The 22,100-nt window shown below is 61.5% G+C and carries 24 protein-coding genes; 5 read left to right on the forward strand and 19 right to left on the reverse strand.

The genetic code is table 11. The features are described from left to right. Window positions 1–62: 62 nt before the first annotated feature. Window positions 63–389 (reverse strand): hypothetical protein, encoded by a 327-nt coding sequence (locus AC3IT9_RS09670; protein ID WP_489272805.1) that lies wholly within the window; start codon window positions 387–389, stop codon window positions 63–65. A gap of 307 nt (window positions 390–696) precedes the next feature. On the opposite strand from AC3IT9_RS09670, the gene AC3IT9_RS09675 reads away from it, so the two are divergent. After that, window positions 697–1,527 (forward strand): arylamine N-acetyltransferase family protein, encoded by an 831-nt coding sequence (locus AC3IT9_RS09675; protein ID WP_150728332.1) that lies wholly within the window; start codon window positions 697–699, stop codon window positions 1,525–1,527. 55 nt (window positions 1,528–1,582) lie between these two features. Here AC3IT9_RS09675 and AC3IT9_RS09680 read toward each other — a convergent pair whose 3' ends face one another. Further along, on the reverse strand, window positions 1,583–1,888 hold the full coding sequence (locus tag AC3IT9_RS09680) for a BrnA antitoxin family protein (RefSeq protein WP_223457037.1): 306 nt from the start codon (window positions 1,886–1,888) through the stop codon (window positions 1,583–1,585). A 3-nt stretch (window positions 1,889–1,891) separates the two neighbouring features. Beyond that, window positions 1,892–2,173, reverse strand: coding sequence for a BrnT family toxin (locus tag AC3IT9_RS09685; protein ID WP_489273497.1), 282 nt, complete (start codon window positions 2,171–2,173; stop codon window positions 1,892–1,894). A 255-nt stretch (window positions 2,174–2,428) separates the two neighbouring features. Here AC3IT9_RS09685 and AC3IT9_RS09690 point away from each other — a divergent pair, with 255 nt between their 5' ends. Then, window positions 2,429–3,946 carry a nucleobase:cation symporter-2 family protein gene (locus AC3IT9_RS09690; protein WP_489272806.1) on the forward strand — a complete coding sequence of 506 codons (1,518 nt, stop codon included), beginning with the start codon at window positions 2,429–2,431 and terminating at the stop codon, window positions 3,944–3,946. A gap of 68 nt (window positions 3,947–4,014) precedes the next feature. Here AC3IT9_RS09690 and AC3IT9_RS09695 read toward each other — a convergent pair whose 3' ends face one another. From AC3IT9_RS09695 to AC3IT9_RS09770, 16 genes are all read right to left on the reverse strand, one after another. Continuing rightward, window positions 4,015–5,247, reverse strand: a complete 1,233-nt coding sequence (locus AC3IT9_RS09695; RefSeq protein WP_489272807.1) for a dienelactone hydrolase family protein — start codon at window positions 5,245–5,247, stop codon at window positions 4,015–4,017. Window positions 5,248–5,274: 27 nt separating this feature from the next. Then, window positions 5,275–6,063: an SDR family oxidoreductase gene (locus AC3IT9_RS09700; RefSeq protein ID WP_150755161.1), complete on the reverse strand. Its 789-nt coding sequence runs from the start codon at window positions 6,061–6,063 to the stop codon at window positions 5,275–5,277. Then, window positions 6,060–6,653: a cysteine hydrolase family protein gene (locus AC3IT9_RS09705; protein ID WP_489272808.1), complete on the reverse strand. Its 594-nt coding sequence runs from the start codon at window positions 6,651–6,653 to the stop codon at window positions 6,060–6,062. The genes AC3IT9_RS09700 and AC3IT9_RS09705 overlap by 4 nt, the downstream gene beginning before the upstream one ends. Further along, window positions 6,653–7,186: an aromatic-ring-hydroxylating dioxygenase subunit beta gene (locus AC3IT9_RS09710; RefSeq protein ID WP_150759137.1), complete on the reverse strand. Its 534-nt coding sequence runs from the start codon at window positions 7,184–7,186 to the stop codon at window positions 6,653–6,655. Before AC3IT9_RS09710 ends, AC3IT9_RS09705 begins: the two co-directional genes overlap by 1 nt. Further along, entirely contained in the window at window positions 7,176–8,507 is a 1,332-nt protein-coding gene (locus tag AC3IT9_RS09715; protein WP_150728326.1) for an aromatic ring-hydroxylating dioxygenase subunit alpha, read from the reverse strand. Before AC3IT9_RS09715 ends, AC3IT9_RS09710 begins: the two co-directional genes overlap by 11 nt. A gap of 17 nt (window positions 8,508–8,524) precedes the next feature. Continuing rightward, window positions 8,525–9,469, reverse strand: a complete 945-nt coding sequence (locus AC3IT9_RS09720) for a PDR/VanB family oxidoreductase (protein WP_150755158.1) — start codon at window positions 9,467–9,469, stop codon at window positions 8,525–8,527. A 236-nt stretch (window positions 9,470–9,705) separates the two neighbouring features. Beyond that, window positions 9,706–10,509, reverse strand: a complete 804-nt coding sequence (locus tag AC3IT9_RS09725; RefSeq protein WP_489272810.1) for an alpha/beta hydrolase — start codon at window positions 10,507–10,509, stop codon at window positions 9,706–9,708. A gap of 6 nt (window positions 10,510–10,515) precedes the next feature. After that, entirely contained in the window at window positions 10,516–11,202 is a 687-nt protein-coding gene (locus tag AC3IT9_RS09730) for an ABC transporter ATP-binding protein (RefSeq protein WP_150728323.1), read from the reverse strand. Continuing rightward, window positions 11,195–11,944: an ABC transporter ATP-binding protein gene (locus tag AC3IT9_RS09735; protein ID WP_150728322.1), complete on the reverse strand. Its 750-nt coding sequence runs from the start codon at window positions 11,942–11,944 to the stop codon at window positions 11,195–11,197. The genes AC3IT9_RS09730 and AC3IT9_RS09735 overlap by 8 nt, the downstream gene beginning before the upstream one ends. After that, window positions 11,941–12,957 (reverse strand): branched-chain amino acid ABC transporter permease, encoded by a 1,017-nt coding sequence (locus AC3IT9_RS09740; protein WP_489272811.1) that lies wholly within the window; start codon window positions 12,955–12,957, stop codon window positions 11,941–11,943. The genes AC3IT9_RS09735 and AC3IT9_RS09740 overlap by 4 nt, the downstream gene beginning before the upstream one ends. A gap of 10 nt (window positions 12,958–12,967) precedes the next feature. Continuing rightward, the gene (locus AC3IT9_RS09745) at window positions 12,968–13,879 is read right to left on the reverse strand and encodes a branched-chain amino acid ABC transporter permease (RefSeq protein WP_489272812.1); all 912 of its coding nucleotides are present in this window, start codon (window positions 13,877–13,879) and stop codon (window positions 12,968–12,970) included. Window positions 13,880–13,945: 66 nt separating this feature from the next. Next, on the reverse strand, window positions 13,946–15,106 hold the full coding sequence (locus AC3IT9_RS09750) for an ABC transporter substrate-binding protein (protein WP_489272814.1): 1,161 nt from the start codon (window positions 15,104–15,106) through the stop codon (window positions 13,946–13,948). Window positions 15,107–15,210: 104 nt separating this feature from the next. Beyond that, window positions 15,211–16,233 (reverse strand): anthranilate 1,2-dioxygenase electron transfer component AntC, encoded by a 1,023-nt coding sequence (gene antC, locus AC3IT9_RS09755; protein WP_150728393.1) that lies wholly within the window; start codon window positions 16,231–16,233, stop codon window positions 15,211–15,213. A 19-nt stretch (window positions 16,234–16,252) separates the two neighbouring features. Further along, window positions 16,253–16,744 carry an anthranilate 1,2-dioxygenase small subunit gene (antB, locus tag AC3IT9_RS09760; protein WP_150728392.1) on the reverse strand — a complete coding sequence of 164 codons (492 nt, stop codon included), beginning with the start codon at window positions 16,742–16,744 and terminating at the stop codon, window positions 16,253–16,255. Between the two features lie 2 nt (window positions 16,745–16,746). Further along, the gene (gene antA / locus AC3IT9_RS09765; RefSeq protein ID WP_489272816.1) at window positions 16,747–18,150 is read right to left on the reverse strand and encodes an anthranilate 1,2-dioxygenase large subunit; all 1,404 of its coding nucleotides are present in this window, start codon (window positions 18,148–18,150) and stop codon (window positions 16,747–16,749) included. 75 nt (window positions 18,151–18,225) lie between these two features. Then, on the reverse strand, window positions 18,226–18,432 hold the full coding sequence (locus AC3IT9_RS09770) for a hypothetical protein (RefSeq protein WP_489272818.1): 207 nt from the start codon (window positions 18,430–18,432) through the stop codon (window positions 18,226–18,228). A 79-nt stretch (window positions 18,433–18,511) separates the two neighbouring features. Here AC3IT9_RS09770 and AC3IT9_RS09775 point away from each other — a divergent pair, with 79 nt between their 5' ends. From AC3IT9_RS09775 to AC3IT9_RS09785, 3 genes are all read left to right on the forward strand, one after another. After that, window positions 18,512–19,762: an OprD family porin gene (locus AC3IT9_RS09775; protein ID WP_489272819.1), complete on the forward strand. Its 1,251-nt coding sequence runs from the start codon at window positions 18,512–18,514 to the stop codon at window positions 19,760–19,762. 259 nt (window positions 19,763–20,021) lie between these two features. Further along, window positions 20,022–21,035 carry an AraC family transcriptional regulator gene (locus tag AC3IT9_RS09780; protein ID WP_489272820.1) on the forward strand — a complete coding sequence of 338 codons (1,014 nt, stop codon included), beginning with the start codon at window positions 20,022–20,024 and terminating at the stop codon, window positions 21,033–21,035. 1 nt (window position 21,036) lies between these two features. After that, window positions 21,037–22,032 (forward strand): AraC family transcriptional regulator, encoded by a 996-nt coding sequence (locus tag AC3IT9_RS09785; protein ID WP_489272821.1) that lies wholly within the window; start codon window positions 21,037–21,039, stop codon window positions 22,030–22,032. Window positions 22,033–22,100 lie beyond the last annotated feature (68 nt).

Raw genomic sequence — 22,100 nt, forward strand, 5'->3', positions numbered from 1 at the left:
AACCCGCCGGCGGTCAAGCCGATGTAAGCCTCAGGCGACAAAAAGCGGCCAATGACTGCAGGTCATTGGCGGCTTTTGCCTGTCCAGCTACCCGTTCCGCCGCCAGCTCCGCCGGTTCCGCCACCGGGCGCACCGGTGCCACCGCCCGCGCCACTGCCCGGACCATTGACGCCGGTGCTGCCGCTTGACGTGCTGGGGCCGCGACTGCCGCGGTTGTTGCCCGAGGGATCGCTGGGTCGGTTGTTGTCTGGCAGCAGGGTTGAGTTGCGGGTTGCGCCGGGTGCCGTACCGGGCGCGCCAGGGCTATCGCCGGACGCCGCAAAGGTGGCCAGGGGTGTCGCCGACAACCATCCGGCCAAGAGCAGCGAAGTCATTCTGATGTTCATCATGGTCGTCTCCTGAGATGAGTCGTTACCTGATGTTGGTGTGAAGGGGCACGCGGTGGGTGCCGACCGGATGACGAGTGGCGCGGACTTGACCGTAACCGGCACTGGGCCGCAGTGGGGGAGGCACCTCATCCTTAGGAGTGCCCGTTCAGGAAGAAGTTGCGGATCGCTTCGTTCAACGTCAATAGCCTGCGCGCATTATCCGCACAAGGCGATTGGCTAAATCAATTGTCGGCGACAGTGCTTGATCCCGTATACATAGCGGCCACTGGCGGATTAATCCGCCGCTTGCGTGCAAAAGGATTGAACGATGAGCGAGCCACGCCTGACTGACCGTGCTTTGTATCTGCGACGCCTGGGCTTCGATGCACCTGCGGCACCGACCCTGGAAACCTTGCGCCAACTGCAACTGCGCCATACCGGCGTTTTCCCGTTTGAAAACCTCACCACGTTATCCGGCGAGCCGGTGCTGATCGACTTGCCGTCCATCGAGCAGAAGGTCTTGCACGATGGTCGTGGCGGTTACTGTTACGAACTCAACAACCTGTTCCTGGCCTTGCTTCAGGATTTGGGTTTCGACGCCCGTGCCATCAGCGGCCGGGTGGTGATGGGCCAGCCGGAGGGCGCCTGGACTGCCCGGACCCATCGCCTGAGCCTGGTCATCATCGATGACGTGCGCTACATCACCGACGTCGGCTTCGGCGGCATGGTGCCGACCGCGCCCCTGTTGCTCGATACCCGCGCCGAACAACCCACCCCGCACGAGCCTTATCGCATCGACCTGCACGTCGACGGCTTTACCCTGCGCGCCAATGTTGCGGGCGAATGGCGAGCGATGTACATCTTCGACCTGCAACGCCAGGAAGATATCGATTTTGCGGTGGGCAACTGGTACGTCTCGACCCACCCCGAATCGTCTTTCGTCAAGCAGTTGATGGTGGCGCGCACCGGGGAGGGCTGGCGGCGTACGCTCAACAATGGCAGCTTCGCGATTCACCGGATTGGCCACGACAGCGAGCGGCGGGAGGTGACGGACGTGCAGGAACTGATTGGCCTGCTGGGCAGCGAGTTCGGCATTCGCGTACCGGAACAGGCGCAATTGGCGCGAACTCTGCAACGATTGATCGCAGCGCCGCAGTAGCTGGCTGATCCTGGACATCGCATGGGGCTGATCCGATTGATCGGCCCTTGGTGTTTCAGGGCCGGACACCCGGCTCCATCACCCGTTGGATTTCGCGCAAGGCCTCTGCCAGTTTCTGCTCCAGGCCCTTGAGTTCGGCAGGGGTGAGGGTTTTTTTCAGGTGTGTGGTCTTGCCTTCGTTGAGCAGGGCTCGGCGCAAGGTATTGTTGATCGCCGTCTGGTAGCCGTACCCCTCGTTTTCTGCAAGGGCGCGGGCGGCTTCGATGACGGCGTCATCAAGCATGATGGTAATGCGGGTCTTGCCTTTGGCGGGCACCACGGCCCCGCGCCTGGCGTTGCTGAAATCGTATTCGTCTTTCATCGGTCATGCCTCCAGATACTGACGGCGCTCGCTTTTGGTGGCGATGCGCGCGGAAATGATTCGAACGAAATTCGGATCGCGATGGGTGTACGCGACGACCAGCAATCGGCCTTTGGCATCCAGCCCCAGGGTGATCCAGCGTTGTTCATCATGGTGGTTGTCCTCGATGGTCAGCGCTCGTTCGCCATGGAATACCGGTTCAGTCTCTGCGAGGCTGATGCCTTGGTGCTTGAGTTTGTTGGCTGCGTTCTTGGCCTTGTGGAACTGAATTTCGAATGGCTTTATTATGCATACTTTATATGTATATAGAAGGGGCGGGCCTTACCGATGGTCGCCAGGAATTCAAAAGACTAGCCAGCACCCGGGGGCGGGCAGCGAGGGATGTATTTCAAGGTTTTTTGGCGGGGCCAGGAGAGTGGGTGTCAGGCGGAAATGGCCAGGTATCCATTTTGTGACTGATAAGTTGTATACAACTCTATAGACATTTGTCCTGACTATTGCATACAGTGTGCGCATAACAAAAACCAGGGAACCCCCTCCATGAAAACGCCCCATGTTTCACACCAACGGCCCGAGGACGAAAATCTTGGGATCGGCGCGAATATGGCTTATGGCCTGCAACATGTTCTGACCATGTATGGCGGTATCGTCGCGGTGCCATTGATCATCGGCCAGGCGGCCGGGCTCTCGCCGGCGGACATCGGTTTGTTGATTGCTGCTTCATTGTTTGCGGGGGGGCTGGCAACGTTGCTGCAAACCCTGGGTTTACCGTTTTTTGGTTGTCAATTGCCGCTGGTACAGGGCGTGTCCTTCTCCGGCGTCGCGACCATGGTGGCGATTGTCAGCAGTGGCGGGGAGGGCGGGTTCCAGTCGATTCTGGGGGCGGTGATTGCGGCGTCCCTGATTGGTTTGCTGATTACGCCAGTGTTCTCGCGGATCACAAAATTCTTCCCGCCGCTGGTCACCGGCATCGTAATTACCACGATTGGCCTGACGCTGATGCCGGTGGCAGCACGCTGGGCCATGGGTGGCAACAGTCATGCTCCGGACTTTGGCAGCATGGCAAACATCGGTCTGGCGGCAGTCACGCTGGTGCTGGTTCTGCTGCTGAGCAAGGTCGGCAGTGCGACCATCTCCCGCCTGTCGATTCTGCTGGCCATGGTCGTCGGTACGATCATCGCGGTGTTCCTCGGCATGGCAGATTTCTCGTCCGTCACCCAGGGCCCGATGTTCGGCTTCCCGACGCCGTTCCACTTCGGCATGCCGACCTTCCACTTCGCTGCGATCCTGTCGATGTGCATCGTGGTGATGGTGACGCTGGTGGAGACCTCGGCGGACATTCTGGCCGTCGGCGAGATCATCGGCACCAAGGTTGACTCCAAACGCCTGGGCAACGGCCTGCGCGCCGACATGCTGTCGAGCATGTTCGCGCCGATCTTCGGATCCTTCACCCAAAGCGCCTTCGCCCAGAACGTCGGTCTGGTGGCGGTCACCGGCATCAAGAGCCGCTACGTGGTGGCCACTGGCGGTCTGTTCCTGGTGATCCTCGGCCTGCTGCCATTCATGGGCCGGGTCATCGCCGCCGTACCGACCTCAGTATTGGGTGGCGCCGGCATCGTGCTGTTCGGTACCGTCGCGGCCAGCGGCATTCGGACCTTGTCCAAGGTCGATTACCGCAACAACGTCAACCTGATCATCGTCGCTACCTCGATTGGCTTTGGCATGATCCCGATCGCGGCACCAAGCTTCTACGATCACTTCCCTAGCTGGTTCGCGACCATTTTCCATTCGGGCATCAGTTCTTCGGCGATCATGGCCATCGTGCTGAACCTGACCTTCAACCACCTCACCGCCGGTAACTCCGACCAGCAATCAGTGTTTGCGGCCGGTACCGAGCGAGTGCTGCGTTATCAGGATCTGGCGGCGTTGCGCGAAGGGGATTACTTCAGCGACGGAAAGCTTCACGACTGCGAGGGCAAGGAAATTCCGGTGGTTGAGGTGGACCACGGACATGGCGAGCCACATGCGGTGCATGCGAAAAGCAGTGAGCATGTCTGACGTTTAGACGGATGAAAAAAAGGCCGATCTGTTGAGTGACAGATCGGCCTTTTGCATTCATGCGGTCTCTATTGCTCGCTTTGCGTCCAGCGCCCCATCAACGTATTGGACGGCAGTTGTTCATCCAACAGCTTTCTCGCTGTTTCCACCCCGGCCACCGGGAGCCCTTCAGGGTTCAACAAGCCAATCTGCACCAGCACACTGGCCTGGTCCCAGTAGATATGCTCGTGGTACAGCTTGTCCCCTCGGAACTTGATCACCCCCAGCATCGGAATCTCGACGTACTTCCCGGTCGGTGCCACGTTGGGCAGCATCCAGTCGATTTCGGTGCTGTGGGTGAAGCACATGATGAATTCGTCGACGATCTGCAAGGCGCCGATGGTGCGGGAGATAGGGATGAGCTTCATGTCCGGCGGATTGCCGTGGACAAAATGGTGTTGGTAGAAGCGGCTGAGTTCCCTGGCGCCGACGCCGCCGGTCATGGTGGGAATATGGTTGACGTAGGGCTCGGCGACCATGGTCGCCATGGTGGCAGGTACGTCGCGGGTCTCGAACTCGTGGCGGATGTGGTCTTCCCACAGGGCTGACAGGTTGAAGTGGGGGCCGATCTCGCGCTTGAGGGCGGCGATGCTGCGTTCATGGGCCATCAACGAAGCCGGTTTGTCGTAGTGTGAACTCCCGGCCCGGGCGAAGGCGTGGTCGACGCCTGGGTACACGTAGATTTCGGCTTTGTCGTTGCCGGCCAGGTGTTGGCTGATTCGGGCTCGGGCACTGGCGTCGCAGTAGCCATCGTTTTCGGCAAAATGCAGGACCAAACGGCCCTTGAGGTTTTCCGATTCGTGCAGCAGGTGTTCGATGCCCATGCCGTAGTAGCCGACGGCGCAGGCCACATCGGTGCGCGTGGCGGTCAGCCAGGCCAGCTTGCCACCCATGCAGAAGCCGACATAACCCAGGCCCGCGCCTTCGACTTCAGGCCGTGCACGCAGGGCGCTGAGGCTGGCGTCGATGTCAGTGACGGCCTTGTCCACATCCAGGCGCTGGAACAGGTCGATGGCCAGTGCAAAATCGGCTTCGGTATAGCCCAGGTCAATGCCCGGTTGCAGGCGCCAGAACAGGTCAGGCACCAGCGCCACATAGCCTTCCTCGGCATAGAAATCGGCCACGGCGCGCATGTTGGCGTTGATCCCGAAAATCTCCTGGCCGATCACCACCCCGGGGCCCTTGCCGCTGGCCGGCAGGGCCAGGTAACCGCTGAACGTGGCGCTGCTGTCCGTTGCCTGGATCTCAATCATCTTGCCCATGTCATCTACCTCATTCGGTTATCAGATTTATTGGCTGTCACGGTGTTGTTGGAACCACACGCGCGGCGACACGCCGCGGTCTGGCCCGAGAATCGAAAAGCCGCCGTCCACTGGCACATCGACGCCGGTCATCCAGCCGGCACCGGCACTGCACAGAAAAGCCACGACACTGCCGATCTCATGACCACGGCCGATGCGCCCGAGTGGATGAAAGGGCGCCCCGACCCGATCGGCCAGCTGCGGATCGTTGTCGCTGAACTCGGCGACGCTGGGCGACCAGGTCCAGGCCGGGGATACACTCAGCACTCGGATTTGCTCCGGGGCCAGGGTCATGGCCAGGTTTTTCGTCAGTTGCAGGATGCCGGCCTTGGAGGCGGGGTAGAGCGCGCGCCCGGCCGCACCGAATTTGCCGCCGGTACTGCCGATGTTGATCACCACGCCACCGCTGGGCAGATGCACGGCGGCCTTCTGGGTAAAGATCGCCGCCGACACCAGATTGACGTTCAGGGTTTTCAGCCACTGTGCGCGGTCCGAGGCCAGCCCCTGATCGGCGTACAGGCAAGCGTTGTTGACCAGTATGTCGAGCCTGCCGAAGCGGGCCAGCGTGGCAGCGATGCAGGCGTCGATGTCTTCGTCGCGCTCCACATCGCAGGCGCAAAACCCGCAATCCAACGCTTGCGCCAATGCCTGACCACTGTCGGCGTTGCGCCCCACCAGCATCACCCGAGCCCCCTCAGCCAACAGCTGCCGAGCGATGTCCAGCCCCAGCCCCTGGGTGCTGCCGGTCACAATCGCCACTTTGCCTTCGAGCATCATGACCAGTCCTCCAGAGCTTCGTTGACGTGACTGATACGGGCGATCAGCGCCATGCTCGCCAGTGAGGCCGTGTGTGCGCCACTGTCCGCGCTGGCGCAGGCATCCGCTGCGACCGTCACCTCGAAACCGCAATCCACCGCATGGCGCACGGTGCTTTCCACCACCGAGTGGGTCGCCACGCCGGCGATCAACAAGTGCGAGGGATTGAACCGGCGCACCACGGTTTCCAGCGGTGAGCCATAAAACGCATTGATCCGGTTATGGGTGACGACGAACTCGTGGCGGCTGTTCAGCGGGGCCAGAGCGCTGAGGAACTCCGCGCCCCAACTGCCTTCCCGGACTGCGCCAAGGGCGGCGACCGTGCGCAGGATCGGCGCGTTCTGGATCAGGTCGGCGTAGTCCGGTCGGAACGCCACACGCACGTGGACGATCGGCCAGCCCTTGGCGCGTGCGCCGGCGAGCAATCGGCCGGCCGCATCGAGCAGCGCGGCACGCACGCTGTCATCGGCCCCCAGTCCGACCCGAATCTTGCCCTCGGGGTGCAACACGTCGTTCTGATAGTGCAGGGCGATCACCAGCGGCGCGTTCATCACACGAACACCTCGAGGTTGGCGAACACATCGTTGCAGTTGATGAGATCCACGCGCTTGAGCTGGATCTGCCAGCCCCCCTCGTCCAGGGCGGCCAACTTATAGGTGTAGCGACCGGCGAGCTGGCGTTGTTCCAGGCGCCATTCGCTGTACTGGAAGCTGGCGCTGACCACCAGCAGGCCCTGGGCGTCGAGACCTTCGACCATCACGTTGCCGACCAGGTGCGCGGTTTGGGTCTGCGGTTGCTGGGACCAGTTGCGGGCATTTTCCACTCGCCGGATCCGCACTTCGCGCAGCATGCGGTTTTCCCAGAACAGCGAGATATGGTCGAACGGGTTGGCTTGCTCGTGTTTGTGCGGCACCCAATACATGCCGGTGTCGGTGAACAGCTTGTCCCACTCCCAGAAACGCCGCTCATCCAGCAGGCGCGCCTCCTGATAAAGAAACTGTTCGATCTGGCGCAGGGTCTCGGCAGGGACCTGGGCAGGGGTCAATTGGCGGGTGTCGACGTCGATTCGGCGGTCAAGCAGCATGGGTGCTTTCCTTGGCAATCAGGGTGGCGGTCATGAACTGTTTCCAGGCGGCGAACTGGTTGCGCATCGGCAGTTCGCTGGTGCCGTTGGTGGAAACTGCACCGTCCTCCAGCGGCTTATCGGTGCCCGCGTAGCGGTGCATGCTGATCCACTCGCCACCGCGGGTCATGTTGCCTTCCTGACAGCGGGCATAGACTTCGACGTCGTCGGGCATCACGTTGGAGGAGGGCGAGTTGATGACGTTGGCGTAAGTCAGCGCGCGGTCGAACACGGCATCCGGAGCACCCTTGCAGCGGAAGGTCTGGATCTCGACCATGGTCTGGTCCACGGCGATGGGGCGGATGACCCGGAATTGCATGAACACCGTGTGCGGCGATCCGCTGCCGTAAATCACCGTGTTGTGGCGATTCATGCCCAGGATCTCCTTGGCACGCTGCTCGCCGTAGGCCTGGCTCAGGCATTCGAAGTGGGCGCGGGAGACTTCGTCGCGCTCGGCGGCGGCCGGGTCGAAGATCGCTTCCATGTAGCCGTGGCCGTTGTGGTAGGCGCGCAGTTCGAGCTTTTCCCAGAAGTCGTAGGGTTCGCCGTTACCATCCATGATCAGCAGTTCGAAGGGCATTTCACCGATGGCTTCGGCTTCGCCACGCGCAGCGTCTACCGACGATTCGTGGGTCACGCGGGCGTGCATGGTGTCATGCAGGTTCTCGTAGAACACTTTCCAGTTCGAGCGCTGCTGAACACGGAAGATGCCGCCGGCCACCTCGACTTCACCGACCGGTGAGCGGTCGCACAGGTTGTCGATGGAGGTGATGACGCCGCCCAGAAACGCTTTCAGGTCCGGTCCGAACGCCGCCTGGCTGGCGAACACGAAGCCGCGATAGGTCTCGACACGGGCGACGCTGACCATGGAAAAATCCGGATGCCTGGGGTCGTAGCAGGTGCCTTCGAAACCGCTCTTGAGCGGCGCCGACAGATGCTGGCCGTCGAGTTTGAAGGTCCAGGCGTGATACGGGCAGCGGAAAAATTTGCCGACACTGCCGTCACCGTCGGCCACCAGTTTGGCGCCCTTGTGCGGGCAGCGGTTGTACAGCACGCTGACCTGCTGGTTGGCGCCGCGCACCATGATCACGTCCTGGTCGCCGATGCGCGTGGTGTGATAGTCGCCGGGGTTCTTGACCTGGCTTTCATGGCCGACGTAGATCCAGGCATTGCCGTAGATGCGCTCCATCTCCAGCTTGAACAGGGTCGGGTCGGTGTAGACGCTCTTGTGTACGCTGTCCTCGCGGATCAAGGCAGCGATTTGCTCGTTGGTCGGTATCACGGGATGTCCTCGGCTTGTCACAGATCGAGCACCAGCAGCGCGCTGCTGGCACGGGAGACACAGGTGCAGAAACTGCCGCTGGCGCGGTCGCGCTCCGACAGGCAGATGTCGCGGTGATCGGGCTGACCGTCGATGACTTGGGCGACGCACACCCCGCAGTCACCCCGTCGGCAGTCGAACATCGGGTCCAGGCCGGCCTGGAGCATGGCCTCCAGCACGCTTTGCCCGGCGGCCACTTGCAGGTTCACGCCGCTTTCGCGCAGGTGCACCTCAAAGCCTTTATCGCCGGCCACTTCCAGGGCACCGCTGAACAGTTCGTAATGCAGATGATCTTCTGCCCAACCCTGTTCGCGAGCGCAGGCCAGCACGCTGTTGAGCATGGCGCTCGGGCCGCAGATGTAGAGGTGCAGGCCAGGTCTTGGCGCGGCCAGGATTGCGGCGGCAGGAAAGCGCTTTTGCGGGTCGCCGCCGCTGATCCAGCAATGGTTGTCCAGGCAGGCGCGGGTCTCTGGCAGATAGGCCATCTGTGCTTCATCGCGACCGGCGTAGTGCAGGGTGAAGGGCTTGCCCGCCGCTTGCAGCGACCTGGCCATGCCAAGCATGGGCGTGATGCCGATGCCACCGGCGATCAGCAGGGCATGTTCGGAGTTTTCACACAGTGGGAAGTGGTTGCGTGGCGCATCGGCCAGCAGTTCATCGCCGACCTTGAGCGAGTGCACCCAACGCGATCCACCTGTACTCGCCTCTTCGAGCTGAACGGCTATTTCGTAGTGTTCGCCGTCGGGCAGGTTGACCAGCGAATAGGCACGGCGTTGAGCGCGACTGCCTGGGACATGCAACTCAAGGTGCGCCCCGGCGGTGAAACCCGGCAGTGGCTGGACGTTGCTGGACACCAGCAGCACGCGGCGGATTCTGGGGGTCAGAGGCTCGATCTGTTGGACCCTGAGCGAGAGGCTGGACATACGCAATTCCTGTCTGAATTCGTAGTCACTTTATGAAGCTTGAGGGGGTCAAAAAAGCCGCAAACGGCAAACCGGTATCCACATCTGGCGAGAGTGATCCACTTCCTGAAAACACCGCGCGCAATCTGGATACTGCACCCCTGTAGGAGCGAGCTTGCTCGCGATGGTTGTCAACGATGACGCGGGGAAGCTGATTCCCCGCGGTGTTCTCTGGTTCATCGCGAGCAAGCTCGCTCCTACAGGGAATGGGGGTTCAGGTGTTTCAACAGTGCACGCAACTGTTCGCCATCGGCCCTGGCCAGATCGTCCAGCACCGCAAAGTGATGACACCCTGCAAGTTCGACAAGGCTCACGGCGTGCTCAGCCTCGCGACAGGCACTGGCGTACTCGCGCGAGTGGCGGATCAACTCCGGCAACTCATCCCCGCCCACGGTCACCAACAACGGTGCGCCATCGCCGATCAGCCTTTGCGGGCTATAGCGCTCGATGTCCTCTTCGCTCAGTTGCAGCTTGTCGTTCAGCCAGCAGCGGCTGATGGGTTCCAGCTCCATCAGGCCGCTGATCGGCATGGCCAGGGTCACCAGCGGATGCCGGGCATACAGCGCGGTCAGATGGCCACCCGCCGAGTGCCCGCACAGCACCACCTGCTGACCGATGTTCAAGGCTTCGCGATGCGCCAGCAGGTGGTCCAGTGCCTTGCCGATCTGTCCGACGATGGTGCCCATGCTCGCCTCGGGCGCCAGGGTGTACTCCAGCAACCCGACATTGAAACCCGCTTCGATCAGGCCCTCGGCCACAAAGGCGTAGTCGTCCTTGTCCGAGGCCTGCCAGTAACCGCCATGAATGAACAGCAGCGTCGGCGCCCCGGCGTTCGCCTGGGCATACCAGTCGAAACGCTCGCGCATGGCATTGCCATACGCCACGTCACGCTGCCAGGCGTGGCTCGCATAGGTCTGGGCACTGCGCTGGCGAAAACGCTGCATGATCTGTGGAAAATTACCCACGGCTGCGACGTTGTTGTAGGCCTGATTGAGGTCCATGGTTGCTCACACTCCCAGGTAGCGTTGCGACAGTTCGGGTTGAGCGGCCAGCTCCAGCGGTGTGCCATCCCATACCTGTCGTCCTTTCTCGATGATGTGATGACGGTCGACCACTCGCGCCATTTCCTTGAGGTTCTTGTCGATCACCAGAATCGTCTCACCCTCGGCCTTGAGGGTGGCCAGGCAACTCCAGATCTGCTCGCGAATGATTGGAGCCAGGCCTTCAGTGGCTTCGTCGAGAATCAGCAGGCTGGGGTTGGTCAGCAACGCGCGGCCGACCACTAGCATTTGCTGCTCGCCGCCCGACAGGGTGCGTGACAGTTGGTCCTGACGCTCCAGCAGGCGCGGGAACAGTTCATAGACCCGCGCCAAATCCCACTTGCCCCGCGTGGCGGTGGCCAGCAGATTTTCCCGCACGCTCAAGGTGCCGAAGGCGCGTCGGCCCTCCGGCACCAGCCCCAGGCCGGCCTTGGCGATGCGATAGGGCGCTGCACCGCGCATTTCCGTGCCGTTGATGCGGATGCTGCCGGCGCTGGGCTTGAGCAATCCCATGATCGATTTGACCGTGGTGGTCTTGCCCATGCCGTTGCGGCCGATCAGCGACACCACCTGGCCCTGCTCGATGCTCAGGTGCATGTCGAACAACACCTGGCTCAAGCCATAGCCCGCTTTCAAGCCTTGAACGTCAAGCATGCTCTTCTCCCAGGTAAGCGGCCCGCACTTGCGGGTCGTTGCGCACTTGTTCGACGCTGCCAGTCAGCACCGTCTGGCCGTACACCAGCACCGTGATGCGGTCGGCGAGAGCGAATACCGCGTCCATGTCGTGTTCGACCAACAGGATCGCGTAGCGGCCCTTGAGGCTGTGCAGCAGTTCGGTCATGCGCGCGGATTCGTCGGCCCCCATCCCGGCCATCGGCTCATCGAGCAATAGCACCGAAGCTTCCTGAGCCAGTGCCAGGGCGATCTCCAGTTGCCGCCGTTCTCCATGGGAAAGTTCGTGGACCGGGTCTTGCGCGCGAAGGCCCAGGCCCACCTGCTGCAAGTAGCCCAGCGCCGGTTCCAGCAGGCGGGTGTCGCGGCTCAGCGGACGCCACATGCCGAACGCCTTGCCGTCGCGGGCGGCGATGGCCAGGGCGACGTTCTCCAGCAGGGTGAACTCGGTGTAAAGCTGGCTGACCTGGAAAGCCCGCGCCAGCCCCAGGCGCGGACGCTGCCAGGCTGGCACGCGGGTGATGTCCTGGCCGTTGAGGTGAATCTGGCCGTGGTCGGGGAAAATTTCCCCGGCGATCTGCGCGATCAGCGTGGATTTACCGGCGCCGTTGGGGCCAATGATGGCGTGCAACTCGCCCTTGGCCAGTTCAAGGCTGGCGCCGTTGGTGGCTTTTACTGCACCGAAGGCTTTGTGTAGATCACGAATCGACAGTTGTGCGCTCATGGGCGTGCCTCCACGGCGGCGTTCGGTTTGACGGCAACCACCTTCGGCTTGCGCTGCAACAGGCTCAGCAGCAAACCGTAAACGCCTTTCTTGCCGAACAGCACCACCAGCAACAGCAATGGCCCGAAGATCAGCATCCAGTGCTCGGTCCACTGGCTCAGTACCTGTTCAAGGCCCAGGTAAGTGGCCGCGCCCAGCAGTGGGCCGAGCAGGGTGCCGACGCCGCCGAGGATCACCATCGCCATCAGCTCGCCGGACTTGTGCCAGGCGCCCATGTCGGGGCTGACGAACAGCGCGTAGTTGGCCCACAGAATCCCGGCCAGGCCACCGCCGGTGCCGGCGATCACAAACGCCGTCAGGCGATAGCGCAAGGGTTTGAGGCCCAGGCTGACACTGCGCCGCTCGCTCTGCTTGAGCCCGCGCAGGACAAAACCAAATCGCGAATTGACCAGTCGCCGGCACAGCAGCAACCAGCCGGTCAACAAGCCTACGCACAGGTAGTAGAAGTGGTTGGCGTCAGCCAGATCCAGTGCGCCGAGGGTGTTGCGCTCGTTGAGCAAAATGCCGTCGTCGCCGCCGTACAGCGACAACGAGCCAAGCACGAAATAAAGCATCTGGCCGAACGCCAGGGTGATCATGATGAACTGCACGCCGCTGGTGCGCAGCGACAGGTAACCCACCAGCAGCGAGAGCAGCGCGCACACCAGCAGGGCCAGCGGCCACACCACCAGCGCGCTGTTGCTGCCTTCCCAGCCCCACAGCGGCAGGCCTTGGGAAGTGTGAAAGGCAATGATGCCGACGATGTAACCGCCCAGGCCGAAGAACGCGGCGTGACCGAAGCTGACCATGGCGCCGTAGCCGATCAGCAAGTCCAGACTGATGGCCGCCATGCCGTAGATCGCAAGGCGGGTGAAGAAGCTGACCAGGTAGGGTTCGTGCAACCAGTGGGCCAGCAACGGCATGCAGGCGAAGGTCGCCAGGCACGCAACGTCAATGATGAGGCGTGGTGACATAGCGTTCTCCTCAGGCACGGGCCGGCAGCAGGCCGCGCGGACGCACCAGCAGCACCAGGGCCATGACGATGTAGGCGCTGGCGGAAATCAGCCCGGCGCTCAGGGTGCCGCTGGTTTCGCTGGGCAGCAGTTGGTCCAGCAGCGGCGGAATGTAGGCACGGCCCAGGCTATCGACCATGCCGATCAGCAAGGCTCCCACCAACGCGCCGCGCACCGAGCCGACACCGCCGACGACGATGACCACGAAGGTGGTGATCAAGATCTTTTCACCCATGCCGATTTCCACCGACAGCAGCGGTGCGGCCATGAAACCGGCCAGGCCGCACAGCACGCAGCCGAATACGAACACCAAGGTGTACAGCCGGGCGATGTTGACGCCCAGCGCGCCGACCATTTCATGATCGTCGGCACCGGCGCGAATCAGCATGCCCAGGCGCGTGTGGTTGATCAGCAGCCACATGCCGACCGCGACGATCAGCCCGGCGGCGATGAACAGCAGCCGGCTGACCGGGTACATCAGCCCCGGCAGCACTTCGACAAAACTTGAATACCATTGGGGCGTGGGCATCGCCGGTGGGCTGCGGCCGAAGATCAGGGTCAGCAGTTCGTTGCTGAAAAACACCACGGCCAAAGTCGCCAGCACCTGATCCAGGTGATCGCGATTGTAGAGGCGGCGCATGATCGAGGTTTCGATCAGCGCGCCGTAACAGGCTGAGCCGATCAGCGCGGCCAGGCCACCCAGCCAGAACGAACCGGTGGCCATGGCGGTGTAGGCAGCACAGAAAGCGCCGACCATGTAGAAGGCACCGTGGGCCAGGTTGATCACGCCCATGATGCCGAAAATCAGGGTCAGGCCTGAGGCCAGCAGAAACAGCAAGGCGCTGTATTGCAGGCCGTTGAGAATCTGTTCGAGCAATAACATGACTGCGTTCCTCATGAAAACGCCCCGCAGTTGTGCTGCAGGGCGAGGACGGGATTCAGGTGCCGGTCAGATCGAGCATTGAGCGGCGTAGCTGTCGACGTGGCGGGTCGCCAGGGTCTTGATCGGCACTTCGATCAGCTTGCCGTCGGCGCCGGCCTGCACTTGCAGCAGGTACCAGTCGATCACCGGGTGCTGGTTTTGGGCGAAGCTGAAGTCACCGCGAATGGAATCGAATTTGACGTTCTTCATGGCCGCGCGGAAGGCCGCCTGGTCCTTGAGGTTGCCCTGGGAGGTTTTCAGGGCGGCGCCAATCAGCCGTGCCGTGTCGTAAGTCTGGGCGGCATACACCGTCGGAACGCGTTTGTATTTCTCGGTGAAAGCCTTGACGAAGGCCTGGTTGGCCGGGTTGTCCGATTGCGGGTTCCACAGGGTGACGATGTTGGTGCCCTTGGCCACTTCGCCGGTGGCGGCGAGCATGCGTTCATCCATGGAGAACACCGGTACCACCATCGGGATTTGCGCCGACAGGCCCGAGCCGCCGTATTGCTTGGCAAAGTTGATGCCGCCGCCGCCCGGGTGAAACTGGAAGATCGCATCCGGCGCCAGCGCACGCACGCGTGCCAGCTCCACCGAGAAATCCAGCTGGTTGAGCTTGGTGTAGATCTCGGTCACTTCGCCTTTGAAGGTGTGCTTGAAGCCGGCCAGGGCGTCACGGCCGCCCTGATAGTTGGGCGCCAGGATCACCATTTTCTTGTAACCCAGTTCATTGGCGGCGACACCGGCCATTTCGTGCGGGGTGTCGTTCTGGTAGGAGCCGACGAAGTAGTTGGCCATGCACTTTTCACCGGCCAGGGTCGAGGGCGCGGTGTTGTTGCTGACGTAGAAAGCGTCCTTGGTGGTGGTGTTGATCACGGCCGCCAGCACGTTGGAAAAAATCACCCCGGTGTACAGCGAGATACCGTCCAGGCTCATGCGGTCGGCGATCTGCTTGGCCTTGGCCGGTTGCAGGCCATCATCTTCCACGATGAGTTGCACCGGCACGCCGCCGAGCTTGCCGTCTTCCTGATCGATCGCCAGCTGAAAGCCATCTCGCGAGTCTTCGCCCAGGTAGCCGGCGGGGGTGGAGAGGGTGGTGATGAAGCCGATTCGGACAGGCTCCACGGCCTGGGCAGCCGTCGCTGCGCAGAGGGAGGTTGCCAGACATGCACGCAATACCAGGTTTTTCATGAGGCGGCCTATGAGGTAGGTCGTGCCAACGCACGGTAGATGTCGATGAGGGCAGTGATTCAGTGTTCGGTCGGGCCGATTGATTGTTGTTATGGGTCGCTGTGTCAGCTGTTGCTCTCGGTGAACTTCTCCAGGTAAAGGCGGCTTTGATCCAGGCCGTGCTGCTGGCGCCAGTCCTTGATCGACTCGACCATCGGCGGCGGGCCGCACAGGTACAGGTCGAACGGCTGATCACGCAGCTCGGCCAACTCCAGGTGTTCGGCGATATAGCCGGTCTTGCCCGGCCAGTCGGGGTCGGTGTTGCTGACCACGGGTGTGAAACGGAACCCCGGGATCCTTGCGGCATAGGCCTCGATGCGCGAGACCTCGCACAGGTCCGCGGCCTCGCGCACGCCGTAGTAGAGGTGTACCGGGTGACCGCAGCCACGCTGGTCGGCGATTTGGTCGAGCATGCCCAGGAACGCCGACAGCCCGGTGCCGCCGGCCACCATCACCAGCGGGCGGTCGATATGGCGCAAGTAAAAGGCACCCAGCGGTGCTTCCATGTGAATCACGTCACCGACCTGGCAGCGATCGCGCACATAGTCGGTCATCACGCCGCTGGGCAGCAGGCGAATGAGGAATTGCAGGTTGCTGCTGCCCGGCGCGCAGGCAAAGGAATACGAGCGCCGATGCTCGGTGCCCGGTACTTGCAGACGCGCATACTGGCCCGGCAGATAGTCCAGCGCCGCGCCTGCTGCGCCGACTTCCACGTGCACGATCGCGGTGGTTGGGGAGACCTGCCGCACCTCGCTCACAGTGCCTTGCAGGCTGCTCGGGCCGCTGCTGCCGCAGAGGCTCGAGTCGAAGTCGAAGTAGAAGGCGGCATCCGACTGCACGCGTGTCTGGCAGCTCAGCACCTTGCGCTCGGCCAGGTCGCTGGCCGACAAGGCTTCATCGTCCACGTAGTCCTGGGTGTACTGCCCGGATTCACAGCGGCCCTGGCAGGTCGCGCAAACCCCTTCGCGGCAGTCCAGCGGAATCTTGATCCCGCTGCGCAGGGCCGCGTCGAGCAGGATTTCATTGTTCTGCACGTTGCAGAAGAGTGTTTTGCCGTCGGCGAAACTGAAGGCGACCTTGTACGTCATGGGCGTTAATCCGCAGGGTTCAGAGGTGGTAGAAATCGAGTACGGAGTTGATCGTGTCGTTGAGCAGCACCACGTGTTTGCGGGCGATCTTCCAGCTCTCGCCGTCGGGGCGCAGGCGGTAGGTGGCGCGGCCGAAGAACTGTTCGGCGGTTTGCATGCGGTAATACAGGGTGCTCCAGTTGACGCGCACCTCCAGCTCATCATCCTGCAGCGGCGAGATGCGCACGTTGCTGATCAGGTGCAGGGTGCGCGGCATCGGAATGGTCGACGCCGCCTTGCCGGTGCGAATGCGAAACACCCGGTCTTCCAGGCCACCCCGGTTGGGGTAATAGATCAGCGACATGCCTTTTTTCGGGTCGGTGGTGTAGACGTGCTCCGAATCCCATTGCGGCAGGTGGAACTCGCTGTCGTCACTGAACATGGCCAGGTAGGTGTCCCAGTCCTGGGCATCGCAAGCCTCGGCGTTGCGGTAGAGAAATTGCTCGATGCGGTATTGCAGTTGCGAATTCATGTTCACACCTCACGCAGTTTCAACGGTTGTTGTTCGGCCGCCTTGCGCGCCAGGCCTTCGAGCAAAAAGCGCTGCCAGTTGGCGTGCTGGTTGACGTACAGGCCTTCATGGGTGAACTCGGTGCCGGTCAGTGCCGGCGCGATGCCAATGGCTTCGCTGTTGCGGGTGGCGCCTTTGACCCACTTGCCTTCGCCACGGGAAATGTCGCTCCAGCGTTCCAGGCGGGCCTGGAAGCCGCGCTGGGCTTCACGAAACTCCACCAGGTCATCGGGGGTGCCCATGCCGGACACGTTGAAGAAGTCTTCGAACTGGCGAATGCGGTTTTCCCGATCGGCATCCGACTCGCCGACCACGCCCAGGCAGAAGCTGTTGATCTCGGTTTTGTTCCAGGCCAGCGGGCGGATGATCCGCAGTTGCGAGCTGATCTGGTCGAGGAAGAACATGCTCGGGTAGACGTTCAAGTTGCGCAGGCGATGCATCATCCACTCGGCCTTGCCCTGGCCATGTTCCTTGACCAGGCGCGGCATGATGCTGGCGTAGCCCGGGCGCACGGCCGGGTTGGGCATGTCGCTGAACAGCACGCTGTGGCCGTTGTGGAAGGCGAACCAGCCGTCGTCGGTTTCCTTGTCGCCGGCACCCAGCTTGCTGTAGTCCAGGGTGTCGCCGGCGCTCAGGCCTTTTTCGGCGTTGACCTGCTGGCGGTGCTGCACGGTGGCCACGTAGTTGTAGTGGACAGTGCTCACGTGATAGCCGTCCAGGCCGTTCTCGTTCTGCAGTTTCCAGTTGCCGTCGTAGGTGTAGGCCGACTTGCCCGGCAGCACTTCGAGCTGACCGGTAGGCGACTGCGCCACCATCATGTCGAAGAACACCTTGGCGTCACCAAGGAACTCTTCCAGGGTGTCGGCCCCCTCCACGTCGAGGCTGACGAACACGAAGCCGTTGTAGCTTTCGATACGGGCCTTTTTCAGGCCGCGGGTGGCCTTGTCGAAGCCCTCGGGGTATTCGCCCGGCGCCTTGACCTTCACCAGTCGGCCGTCGCTTTTGTAGCACCAGGCGTGGAAGGGGCAGGTGAAGGTTGACTGGTTGCCCTTGCCGACGCGGGTGAGGGTGGTGCCGCGGTGCTGGCAGGCGTTGATCAGGGCGTTGAGACGACCTTCACCGTCGCGGGTGATGATCAGCGGCTGGCGCCCGGCACGCATCGTCATGAAGTCGTGATTATTGGCGATCTCGCTTTCGTGGCAGGCGTAGATCCAGTTCTTCTCGAAAATCAGTTCCATTTCCAGGTCGAACAATTCCGGGTCGGTAAACATATCGCGGGCAATACGATAAACACCGTCTTCCGGGCGGAAGTCCAGGCAACTTTCTATATAACTTTTCCACTGTTCGACACTTCGTGCAGTTGTCATATCCCAGTCCTCGGCCAATGGGCTAATTCATGGGTTCATTTAATGCCGTGGTGGCTGGCAGGGTCTATCCGCTTATTAGTGGAAACCCATCCGGAAAATAAGCCCTGATCCTCGGTTGTTGGCGGTGTATCCCCGTAAATACTGGCCTTTGTCGCGCTTGTCAGCTGAGCAAATGGCTATTTGTCGTTCAGTAACGGGATAGCCGCTGACGAACTTGTTGCGGCTTAATTTCAATCGAAGCACCACCAGAGTGTCTCGCTGCAGGTCGCTGGAAACTGCCATTTCTCATGGCCTTGGGTTCCGTACCAGAAGTGCCTTCTATTCATGTGTCGCTATATAAGCGGCAGGGGGAAGAAATAATATGTTGCATAAAACGTGGTTAGTTCGGGGGGTTCAAACAGTTGGCTTGTTGACGCCATTGTTGGCACAGGCGGATGTGGTCAACGACAGCAAGCTGACGCTGGGTACCCGCAACTTTTACATTGATCGGGATTACAAGGAGAACAACCCGCCCCATTCGCGAGTGGGCAGTTGGACCCAGGGTTTCGACCTGCGTTTCGCCTCCGGCTATACCGAAGGCCCGGTGCAGTTCGGCGTCGATGCAGAGGCGCAGTATGCCTATCGTCTGGACGGTGGTGGCGGGCGCGGCGATGACACCATCATCCCTTACAGCCAGAGCCGTCAGGAGCAGGCCGATGAATACGGCCGCGGCGGTGTGACGCTGAAAATGCGCTATTCGAAAACCGAGCTGAAAGTCGGTGAGTTGCGGCCGCTCCTGCCCGTGGTGATCATTGACGATTCGCGCCAACTGGTCACGACCTATCGCGGTGCCTTGCTCGAGTCCAAGGAAGTCGACCGTCTGACATTGACCGCCGGACGGCTGACGGAGATCGGGGCGCGTAACTCCTCCAACTACGAAAAGCTGTACCTGCAGACCGGCTCCGGCGTGCGCCACGGCAGTGACGGCCTTAACCTCGCCGGCGCCAGTTATGCCTTCACCCCTTCGCTGACCGGCACCTACTTCTACGCGCAACTGGAAGACATCTATCAGCAGCACTACCTGGGTATCACCCATCTGGCGGATCTGGGCGACGGTTATGGGCTAAAGACCGACCTGCGTTACTTCAACAACAGCGAAGACGGCGATGCCCTCTACGGCGACATCGACAACCGCTCCTACGGTGCCATGACCTCGCTGAAAAAGGGCGGGCACCGCTTTGGCGTGGGATATCAGCGCATGCTCGGTGACAGCAACTTTCCAACCCTGGGCGGTTTTGTCCCGCAGCCGTTTCTGGTGAACTGGTCGCGGGTGGGGTTCATCAAGCCCAACGAAAAATCCTGGCAGGCCCGTTATGACTACGATTTCGCCGCCCTCGGCGTGCCCGGCCTGAATTTCATGACCCGCTACTTCAAGGGTACGTCGGTGGACCGTGGCGACAACCTCAGCCAGGCGGCGGAGCAGGAGCGTGACCTGGTGCTGTCTTATGTGGTGCAAAGTGGCCCGCTCAAAGGCGTGGGGGTGGAGGCCGGCAACGTCGTTGCCAAATTCAGCCACGGCAATGACTGGGTGGAGAACCGCCTGATCACCACTTACACCTGGAAATTTTGGTAACGTCCTGCCCTCAAATCGAACGCGGTTGTGCGCTGAAGTGACGCCTTGGGTAGCGCATTACCCATGGCGTTGACCCTTGCCGGCACCGTTGCTGTGCGCATCAACGCCGCACAGCGCGTTCGATATCCAGATAGTTTCCGATTACTAGCCAAAAAATGCGGATATCGCCTGTTCGCACCGGCTGGGCATAGCCCTTGCAAACCCAATGAAAATACGCGCCGAAGAGCGTGTCGATGTCCATTGCCGTGGGTGTACTGAGATGACCGAACCAAATGTTGCCCAGTTTCGAGATATCCGCATAGATCGCTACGACCTGGCCGGTGCCCGCGCGTGGATGGCCGGTATTTGCGGGCCGCACGAACTGCAGACCAGCCAGCCAAACCGGATTCAGTTTCACCACAAGGCCAATGTGTTCAAATCCATGTCCACGACCTTGGGCCGGATGGAATACGGCACCGACGTGACCATCGGCGTCGAGGATGCCGAACACCTCAATTGCTACAGCCTCAGCCTGCCGATTCGCGGCGAACAGGAGCTGCTCAAGGACGGTCGCCGGTTGTACTCCAGCCAGGACCAGGGCCTGATCGTAACCCCGCACGAAACCCAGGCACTGACCATGGCCGGTGACTGCCACAAGATTTCCGTGGTGATCACCCGCATGGCCATGCGCCAAACCCTGGAAGGCATGCTCCAGCGCCCGTTGGAAATGCCGGTGAAGTTCGAGCCGGTGATGGACGCGGTCAATGGTGCCTCTGCCTCCTGGTGGCGGCTGGCCCGTTACTACATCGATGAGCTGGAGCGCGGCCAGGATCTGTTCAATCAAGTGTTCTTCACCCGCGATATCGAAAGCGCGCTGATCAAGGGCCTGATCCTTTCCCAGCCCAACAACTACAGTGCCGAACTGCGTGACCAACTGGGCGTCAAGTTGCCGTACTACCTGGTACGCGCCAAGGACTTCATCGAAAGCAACGCCCGCGAAGACATGCACCTGGAAGACATCGAGGCGGCTGCAGGGGTGTCCCGCTTCAAACTGTTCGAAGGCTTTCGCAAGCACTTCGGTGTCTCGCCCATGGCTTACCTGAAAAAGTATCGCCTCGGCGCCGTGCGCCAGGAAATCCTCGAAGACGCCTCGGTGCGTAACATCTCGGTGATCGCGATGTGCTGGGGGTTCTCGCATCTGGGCCGGTTCGCCAGCGAGTACCGCAAGCTGTTCAACGAAACGCCCAGTGCCACCCTGCAACGTAGCGAAGCCCGTCGCAATCGGTCGCTTTGAGATGACGACCTTACAAGCCGCCACCGCCAACAGCGTGGGCCTGAACTTGTCGCAGATGTGCCGCGAGCCGGTTTTCACCAGCCGCTCGGCGCAGGAAACCCAGCGTTTGATGGGGCAAGCGCTGGTGGAGCATGAGCTGGATTGGCCGCGGGGCGGTGTCGATACGGCGTTCTATCGCGGCCAGGTCGCCAGCTGCGAACTGTATGCGCTGCGCTACGGCGGCCAGGTAGAAATCCGGCCGCAGCCTTTCGAAGATTTCGTGCTGGTACAGATGCCGCTGCGCGGCAGTGCCACCCTTGAGTCCGACGGCATGGGCTATGGCGTCAGCCCCGGAGAAGTGGCGATTCTGTCCCCGCGTGAACACGCGCGAGTGGTGTGGGAGGAGGGCTGTGAGCAACTGATCCTCAAGCTGCCCCGGGCATTGCTCGATGCCAGCCAGAGGGCACTGGCCGATGACTTGCCGTCGGGCTTCACGTTGGCGCCGGTCAGCCGCCTGCAACGCCCACTGGCGATGCGCTGGTTTCGTCTGGTCAGCGAGTTGCTGGAGCACTTGCCCGAGGGGGAGGCGAGCGCAACGCCTTCGCGCTGGCTACAGCATTTGGAGCAAAGCCTGCCGCTGTTTCTACTCAGCCATTGTGGCGTTGCGCAACAAGAGTCGCCTTCGCCGCGGCAGCCCACCCGCCAACTGCAAAAAATCGACGTTTGTATGCGCGAACACCTTGCCCAGGGCATCAGCCTGGCTGAACTGGCGGTTGCCGCCGGGGTGAGCATTCGCAGCTTGAACACGTTATGCCAGCGCGAATACGGTCAAAGCCCGATGGACCGTTTGCGCGGATTACGGCTTGAAGCCGCCCGGGAGTACTTGCTGGCGCGGCCGCACTGCAGTGTGACTGAGGTGGCGCTGGAGTTCGGGTTCGGGCATGTGGGGCGGTTTGCCAATTACTATCGGCAGCGGTTTGGAGAGTTACCGAGGCAGACGATGAAGTCTCAGGCATGAGCAAGAAACGCCAAAACGAAAAAACCCGCCATAAGGCGGGTTTTTTGTGGTCAGAGATTTTGATCTCC

The sequence above is a fragment of the Pseudomonas sp. KH_046_1 genome, from assembly GCF_057839025.1.

Coding starts and splice junctions, on each gene's coding strand:
- AC3IT9_RS09670 (WP_489272805.1), bottom strand. CDS start 389: ATGATGAACATCAGAATGACTTCGCTGCTCTTGGCCGGATGGTTGTCG.
- AC3IT9_RS09675 (WP_150728332.1), top strand. CDS start 697: ATGAGCGAGCCACGCCTGACTGACCGTGCTTTGTATCTGCGACGCCTG.
- AC3IT9_RS09680 (WP_223457037.1), bottom strand. CDS start 1,888: ATGAAAGACGAATACGATTTCAGCAACGCCAGGCGCGGGGCCGTGGTG.
- AC3IT9_RS09690 (WP_489272806.1), top strand. CDS start 2,429: ATGAAAACGCCCCATGTTTCACACCAACGGCCCGAGGACGAAAATCTT.
- AC3IT9_RS09695 (WP_489272807.1), bottom strand. CDS start 5,247: ATGGGCAAGATGATTGAGATCCAGGCAACGGACAGCAGCGCCACGTTC.
- AC3IT9_RS09700 (WP_150755161.1), bottom strand. CDS start 6,063: ATGATGCTCGAAGGCAAAGTGGCGATTGTGACCGGCAGCACCCAGGGG.
- AC3IT9_RS09705 (WP_489272808.1), bottom strand. CDS start 6,653: ATGAACGCGCCGCTGGTGATCGCCCTGCACTATCAGAACGACGTGTTG.
- AC3IT9_RS09710 (WP_150759137.1), bottom strand. CDS start 7,186: ATGCTGCTTGACCGCCGAATCGACGTCGACACCCGCCAATTGACCCCT.
- AC3IT9_RS09720 (WP_150755158.1), bottom strand. CDS start 9,469: ATGTCCAGCCTCTCGCTCAGGGTCCAACAGATCGAGCCTCTGACCCCC.
- AC3IT9_RS09725 (WP_489272810.1), bottom strand. CDS start 10,509: ATGGACCTCAATCAGGCCTACAACAACGTCGCAGCCGTGGGTAATTTT.
- AC3IT9_RS09730 (WP_150728323.1), bottom strand. CDS start 11,202: ATGCTTGACGTTCAAGGCTTGAAAGCGGGCTATGGCTTGAGCCAGGTG.
- AC3IT9_RS09735 (WP_150728322.1), bottom strand. CDS start 11,944: ATGAGCGCACAACTGTCGATTCGTGATCTACACAAAGCCTTCGGTGCA.
- AC3IT9_RS09740 (WP_489272811.1), bottom strand. CDS start 12,957: ATGTCACCACGCCTCATCATTGACGTTGCGTGCCTGGCGACCTTCGCC.
- AC3IT9_RS09745 (WP_489272812.1), bottom strand. CDS start 13,879: ATGTTATTGCTCGAACAGATTCTCAACGGCCTGCAATACAGCGCCTTG.
- AC3IT9_RS09750 (WP_489272814.1), bottom strand. CDS start 15,106: ATGAAAAACCTGGTATTGCGTGCATGTCTGGCAACCTCCCTCTGCGCA.
- antC (WP_150728393.1), bottom strand. CDS start 16,233: ATGACGTACAAGGTCGCCTTCAGTTTCGCCGACGGCAAAACACTCTTC.
- antB (WP_150728392.1), bottom strand. CDS start 16,744: ATGAATTCGCAACTGCAATACCGCATCGAGCAATTTCTCTACCGCAAC.
- antA (WP_489272816.1), bottom strand. CDS start 18,150: ATGACAACTGCACGAAGTGTCGAACAGTGGAAAAGTTATATAGAAAGT.
- AC3IT9_RS09770 (WP_489272818.1), bottom strand. CDS start 18,432: ATGGCAGTTTCCAGCGACCTGCAGCGAGACACTCTGGTGGTGCTTCGA.
- AC3IT9_RS09775 (WP_489272819.1), top strand. CDS start 18,512: ATGTTGCATAAAACGTGGTTAGTTCGGGGGGTTCAAACAGTTGGCTTG.
- AC3IT9_RS09780 (WP_489272820.1), top strand. CDS start 20,022: ATGACCGAACCAAATGTTGCCCAGTTTCGAGATATCCGCATAGATCGC.
- AC3IT9_RS09785 (WP_489272821.1), top strand. CDS start 21,037: ATGACGACCTTACAAGCCGCCACCGCCAACAGCGTGGGCCTGAACTTG.